The organism is uncultured Sphingomonas sp. (genome assembly GCF_946477935.1).
In the GTDB taxonomy this organism is placed as follows: domain Bacteria; phylum Pseudomonadota; class Alphaproteobacteria; order Sphingomonadales; family Sphingomonadaceae; genus Sphingomonas.
Window position 1 is genome coordinate 1 of record NZ_CAMLAC010000224.1, and the last position, 6,060, is coordinate 6,060.

The 6,060-nt window shown below is 64.6% G+C and carries 6 protein-coding genes; 3 read left to right on the top strand and 3 right to left on the bottom strand.

Annotation, left to right across the window (positions count from 1 at the left end; all coding sequences use genetic code 11):
• Positions 1-808, top strand: an 808-nt coding sequence (locus Q0U08_RS16955; protein ID WP_298092777.1) for a carbohydrate ABC transporter permease, incomplete at its 5' end; no start/stop codon positions are given.
• A 149-nt stretch (positions 809-957) separates the two neighbouring features.
• Here the strand turns inward: Q0U08_RS16955 and Q0U08_RS16960 are convergent.
• From Q0U08_RS16960 to Q0U08_RS16970, 3 genes are all read right to left on the bottom strand, one after another.
• Positions 958-1,803 carry a hypothetical protein gene (locus Q0U08_RS16960; RefSeq protein ID WP_298092779.1) on the bottom strand — a complete coding sequence of 282 codons (846 nt, stop codon included), beginning with the start codon at positions 1,801-1,803 and terminating at the stop codon, positions 958-960.
• A gap of 116 nt (positions 1,804-1,919) precedes the next feature.
• Positions 1,920-2,930: a ferritin-like domain-containing protein gene (locus Q0U08_RS16965; protein ID WP_298092780.1), complete on the bottom strand. Its 1,011-nt coding sequence runs from the start codon at positions 2,928-2,930 to the stop codon at positions 1,920-1,922.
• A gap of 54 nt (positions 2,931-2,984) precedes the next feature.
• A complete protein-coding gene (locus tag Q0U08_RS16970; RefSeq protein WP_298092782.1) occupies positions 2,985-3,968 on the bottom strand; it encodes a ferritin-like domain-containing protein in 984 nt (327 codons plus the stop codon).
• 572 nt (positions 3,969-4,540) lie between these two features.
• Here Q0U08_RS16970 and Q0U08_RS16975 point away from each other — a divergent pair.
• Together Q0U08_RS16975 and Q0U08_RS16980 are read left to right on the top strand one after the other, a co-directional pair.
• Complete coding sequence (locus tag Q0U08_RS16975; RefSeq protein WP_298092783.1) at positions 4,541-5,758, top strand: trypsin-like peptidase domain-containing protein; 1,218 nt, start codon at positions 4,541-4,543, stop codon at positions 5,756-5,758.
• 92 nt (positions 5,759-5,850) lie between these two features.
• A partial coding sequence (locus tag Q0U08_RS16980) for a response regulator (protein WP_298092785.1) occupies positions 5,851-6,060 on the top strand: 210 nt, incomplete at its 3' end.

The window sequence follows — 6,060 nt, forward strand, 5'->3', positions numbered from 1 at the left end:
CGCGGTGCTGGCATTGCTCACCCTGCTGCCGCTCGGCTGGATGGTCACCGTCTCCTTCATGCCGCGGGGCGAGGCGAGCCAGTCGCCCCCGCCCTTCTGGCCCAGCCGATGGTCGTGGGAGAATTACCACGAACTGCTCGTCCGCCGGCTGATCGACGGCGCATGGTTCGATTACCGGGTGCTGCCGGCCTTGTGGAACAGTCTGGCCATCGCCGCGCTCGCCACGCTGCTGGCATTGCTGCTGACCGTCCCTGCCGGCTATGCCTTTGCCAAGCTGCGCTTTTCAGGGCGCGCCCGACTGCTGCGCCTGCTCGTCATCAGTCTGGTCGTGCCGGGACAGGTGGCGATGCTGCCGCTGTTCCTGATCCTGAAGGAAGTGGGGCTGGTCAACAGCTATGCCGGCGTGATCCTGCCCAGCCTGGCGGGCATCTTCGCGATCCTGTTCGTTCGGCAGGCAGCACTCGGCATTCCCGACGAGATGATCGACGCGGCGCGGCTGGACGGCGCGAGCGAGGCGCGGATCTTCACCGCCATCGTGCTGCCGCTGCTGTCGCCGATCGTGATCACGCTGGCGATGTTCCTGTTCCTGGGAAGCTGGAACGACTTCCTCTGGCCGCTGATCGTCCTGTCCGACCAGGACAAATACACCCTGCCCGTCGCGGTCGCCGCGATCGGCCGCGAACATGCCGCGGAGGGCGAGCTGATGATGGCCGCCGCGGTGGTGACGACGTTGCCCGTGCTGGCGATCTTCCTGGCACTACAGCGGCACTACATGACCGGGCTGCTTGGCGGCAGCGTAAAGGGCTGAGCGCCTGACGCCGCGGATTCTCTCAACTCTCGATCCCGCGATCATGTCGATATGATGATCCGGACGCCCCCCGCCGGGTCGATATGGGCCCACCCCCGGCAGGCCCATATCATGCATCCCGAACCGAACGCGCCGGAACGTTCAGCCGATCAGAAGCGGAAGCCGACCGTTGCCCGCATCGAATGCCACCGGAACTTGTCGTCCGATCGGATGAAATCGGTGCCCGAGGTGCTTCCGCCATTGGCCGCGTTCGTGAAGGGCGTGCCGGCCGCCCCGGTTGCGCGAACGACGTAGTCGTTGTCCTGATACTGGTGATAGACATATTCGAGCCCGATCGACAGATGCTGTCCGATCCGCTGCTCGATGCCGCCGCCACCCTGGATACCGAACTGATTGCGCTTGCCGCTGCCGGTGAAGGTGTTGGTCGTGTTGGTCGATCCGAAGGCACGGTCGATCCGGGCATAGCCGGGGCCGAACGTGCCGTAGAACAGGGTCGTGTCGTTCGGGGTGAAGCCGGCGCGTGCGCGGATACCCGCTTCCCAGTCGATGCCGCGGTTGAACACATAGCTCGCCGGGGTGCTGGAGAAGGCGGTGACGCCATCGGTGATGTTGGTCGTGCCGAACTCGCCGACGATGCCGACCACGATGCTTCCGCGCTGGGCGTCGGCACCGATACGCCCATAATAGGCCCAGTCGTCCTTGTCGTTGGAGCAGGTTCCGCCGGCCGCCGGGCTGAGCTGGTTCCTCGCCTGTCCGTTGCAGAAGCCGGGGGAGAAGGCGTTGGCGCCCGATCCGGTGCGAACCACGTCGCCATACTGGCCGTCCAGGTTCCGGTCGAACAGCACGCTGGAGCCGACATCGTTGGGCTGCACGTCATAGCCGCCCGCCGCGCCGACATAGATGCCGTTAAATCCCCTGTCGCCGTCCTGCGCCGCGACTGGCGCGGCGATCACGAGCGCCGTCGCGGCGCCGATAAACCCTGTCAGTTTCATCATCTACTCCCTTCAATACCGCGTTGGAGGGGACGCGGCGGTCCCCTCCTCGATTGTCGCTTCATCATCGCTTGGCAGGAGCGACACTCGCGCTCCTGCCACGACGTCCCGAGACAGGATCAGGGCAGGCCGACGCGAAGCGTCGGGTTGGGGTTGTTGGTCCCGTTGGGGAAGAAGCCGCCCCCGTTCAGATTCGCACCATTGGCGTTCAGATAGACGATATTGTGGACCTGCCGGCTGTTGCGGCTGTAGGCGATCGCGTTTTCGTCGGCCGGTACGATGTTGGCAGCTCCGGCAGCGGTGGTGAGACCCTGGTCGGTATCGGCACCCTGATCGAGCGCGTCGCGCGCATCGGAAATGCGGCCCGCCGCCGTCAGCAGTGAGGCCGTGCTGACGCCCCGGGCGTACAGCACCGTGCGCACCAGACCGGCGTGATAGGCTTCGGCGGCAAGGATGCCGGCCGCCGCTTCCAGGAAGACCTTGCTCGTCAGCAGCGGCGCCGCCCCCTTATAGGCGGTGACCCCGACATCCTCGAACAGATAGGCCCCGAGCAGGAAGTTGTTGGGGTTGGCATAGGGGTTGAAGGTTTCGCTCGCCCCGATCACGCCCGCGGCCCGCGCCGCGGCAGTAAAGGCGCCATTGGCATCGCCCGAGATGTTGATGTTGGGCATGGCGATCGCCGCAGATCCGAGCGCGGTGCGAAGGAAAGCGACGTGCGCGGCCTCGTCCGCCGCGATTTCGCGGGCATAGGCGCCGATCAGCGGGTCACCGGTGAAGTTCACCTGCGCACCGCCGGTCACGGTGCCGCCAGCCGTACCCGTTCCGCTGGCGGTCTGGCTGGCGGGAAGGCCCGCGCCGTTGACCGCGAAGAGGTAATATTGCGCTTCCAGATATTCGAGGTTCAGCGCCAGATTGAGGATGTCGCTGTCGGTGACCGCCGGCGGGGCCGGGGTCGGGGTCGGCGTCGGCATCGGGGCATCGTCCCCCCCGGAGTCGAAGCAGCCGGACAACATGGCGGCGCCACCAAGCGCCAGCGTGCTGCCGCCCGCAACCTTGAGGAACTGTCGACGCGCCGAGCGACGCGCGTCGGTTGCGGCAAGGATATCTAACGCTTTGCGATGATCAATCATGAGAGTCATCCCGAATAGAGAAATAGGTCAGAGCATCTGGACGTGGCGGGACGCTCACGTGGTCGATCGGATGCTGCCGGTCACGCCATTGGGAAAGAAGCCGCCCATGGTGGTGGTCGCGGAATTCAGGTAGACGATCTTCAGAACCTGACCAGGCGTCCGGCTATAGGCCAGGCCGTTGGCATTCAGCGGGGCGATGTTCGAAGTCAGCGTGTTGCCGCTGCCCGATGGGGCGACACCCTGATCGTCATCCGGCGCGATACCACGGATGCGGTCCTCGGTCGGGCTGCCGTCCAGCGAGTCGCGCGCGTTCGAGATCTTCTCCGTGGCATCGACCAGCGCCGGAATGCCCTTGGCGTACAGCGTCGTGCGGACGATCGCGGCATGATAGGCCTCCACGGCCAGAATGCCGGCTGCGGCCTCGAGAAAGGTCTTGTTGGTGATAAGCGGCGCGGCACCCTTATAGGCGGTCACACCGACATCCTCGAAGATGAAGGCACCGAGCAGGAAGTTGTTCGGGTTCGCGTAAGGGTTGAAGGTCTCGGTGGCCCCGACCACGCCCGCTGCCCGTGCGGCGGCCGTGAACGGGCCATTGGCATCACCGGAAATGTTGATGTTGGGCATCGCCACGGCCGCGCTTCCCAATGCGGTGCGCAGGAACTGGACGTGCGCCAGCTCATCCGCGGCGATCTCGCGTGCATAGGCGCCGACATTCGGGTCGCTCGTAAAATCGACCCGGGCACCGCCGGTTACGGTTCCCCCTGCCGTACCCGAACCCGACGCGGTCTGAGCGGCCGAAAGACCCGCGCCGTTGACGGCATAAAGATAGAATTGCGCTTCCAGATATTCGAGATTCAGCGCAAAGTTGAGCACGTCGGCGTCAGTAACCGCCGCCTGTGCCTTTGCCGGATCGGCATATGCGAAGGCTGTTCCTACCGCGGCAGCACCCAAAGCGGCAGTAAAAAAAGCGCGGCGATCGTTGCGCCTTTCAACTCGCGATTCAAGTGCATCGATTATCGAGTCGTTGTGGCTGCTCACTGCGCATCTCCTAATCACCTTATTCGGTGATCATGCGCATATCATAACAGAAATCAAGTTGACAATATGGATTGATCTAGTTTTTTACGATTTTTATTCCACTATTTTTACCAAAACAACTTTAGCTCCGCGGTATTTCCGCAGAGCTTATAGCATGTAGATAGACGCTAAGTGTGCGGAATACGTGATAAGTGCTGGCCGACAACACAAAAGCCAAGGCCGATCCTGCGCATGACTGCGGCTCATCAAAGCTTGGCGTCACCACCTCCCTTTCAGTGTTCTGACGAAGCAGATACGCAGATGAAGCGTGAATCGACGCATCGCAGTGAAAAGATTTTTTTGGAATAAGGCCGGGCCCGCCCCCCGATATGGCCGGAGAGCCTTCAGCGCCCAACGACCGGACCGGCATCGGAAATCTGGTGGAGGCGATGACCTCCATTGATCAAACCACTGAAACAGACCAGTTTTCAGCCATCCGGACATTACATGGATTCCATCTTCGTCTCAGATGGATGTCAAACTGGGCAGGCAGAAGGGCTTCGATCCGAAACTCTTCTGGAGCCTGTCCCGTTATGTCGAGCCGTCGCTTTCTCAACATCCGTCCCGCCTTTGCCGCCGCTATTCTGGGCACCACCGCGATCGGCGGTATCGCCGCCGGAGCGATCGTGGCGGATCATCCCGCCCTTGCCGCCACGACGGCGCAGGTAAAGGCGTCGGGGCCAGCGGCCGTTGCAGAGGCGGGGGTCCATCCCTCGCTCGCCGACATGGTCGAAGCGGTCGGCCCCAGCGTGGTGCAGATCCAGGTCAAGCCCGAGGCGCCCGTCCGCCAGTTCGCGGGTGGGGGCAACGGCGGTGCATTCGGTCCGGGACAGGATGATCTCGCCGCACGCCTCGGCGAACTGTTCGGTTTCGCGGTTCCCGACATGCAGCAGCAACAGCAGCGCCCCGGTCGGCAGGGCGGCGCGCTGGGATCGGGCTTCATCGTCGATGCCTCGGGGCTGGTCATCACCAACAACCATGTCGTCGACGGCGCACAAACCGTGACGGTGCAACTGTCCGACGGGCGCGAACTGCCCGGCAAAGTGCTCGGGCGCGATCCCAAGACGGACGTGGCCGTGGTGAAGATCCAGGGCGGCGGCCGCTTCCAGCCGATCCGCTGGGGCGACAGCGACCATATCCGCGTCGGCGACAGCGTGTTCGCGGTCGGCAGCCCCTTCGGCCTCGGCAACACGGTGACTTCGGGGATCGTGTCGGCGCGCGGGCGCGAGATTGGGGCCGGGCCCTATGACGACTTCCTGCAGGTCGATGCGGCGATCAACAGCGGCAATTCGGGCGGCCCCCTGTTCGACGGCAGCGGCCGTGTCGTCGGCGTCAACACCGCGATCTTCTCGCCCAGCGGCGGCAATGTCGGCATCGGCTTTGCCATTCCGGCGAAGATGGCGCGAAACGTGGCGCTCCAGATCGCCGAGAACGGCCATGTCTCGCGCGGGCGGATCGGTGTCGCGTTGCAGGATGTCACGCCCGATGCCGCGGCTGCGCTCGGCCTGAACGAAGCCAAGGGCGCGCTGATCGCACAGGTCGAGCCGGGCGGTGCGGCGGCGAAAGCCGGCATCCAGAGCGGCGACGTGATCCGCCGCTTCGGCACGACGCAGATCGATTCCGGCAGCGAACTGGCCAAGGCGGTCGGTCAGGCCAGGATCGGCAGCGCGGTGCCGGTACGCATCCTCAGGAACGGCGAACAGGTCGCGGTAACGCTGACCATCGGCGACGAAGCGAAAGCGGCGGCATAGGCGCCCGGTCGGGATTCGCCTGTGAGCCGGAACCGGCGGGGCGGCCTGCGCGTCGCCCCGCCAGATCATCCCCGTAAAAAGGCCGCTCGAACGTGAAATTGCTGTTGGTCGAGGATGACGCCACCACCGCCGACTATGTCTGCCGCGGGCTGGCCGAGCTGGGCCACGCCGTCGATCATGCCGCGACCGGCGTCGACGGGCTGACCGCGGCATTGGTCGGGGTGCATGACGCCATCATTCTCGATCGCAACCTGCCGGAACTGGACGGTCTGGCGGTGCTGACCGCCCTGCGCGCGCAGGGC

What these genes read in the sequence shown, in the direction of transcription:
- Q0U08_RS16960 (WP_298092779.1), bottom strand. Translation starts at nt 1,803, where the DNA reads ATGATGAAACTGACAGGGTTTATCGGCGCCGCGACGGCGCTCGTGATC.
- Q0U08_RS16965 (WP_298092780.1), bottom strand. Translation starts at nt 2,930, where the DNA reads ATGATTGATCATCGCAAAGCGTTAGATATCCTTGCCGCAACCGACGCG.
- Q0U08_RS16975 (WP_298092783.1), top strand. Translation starts at nt 4,541, where the DNA reads ATGTCGAGCCGTCGCTTTCTCAACATCCGTCCCGCCTTTGCCGCCGCT.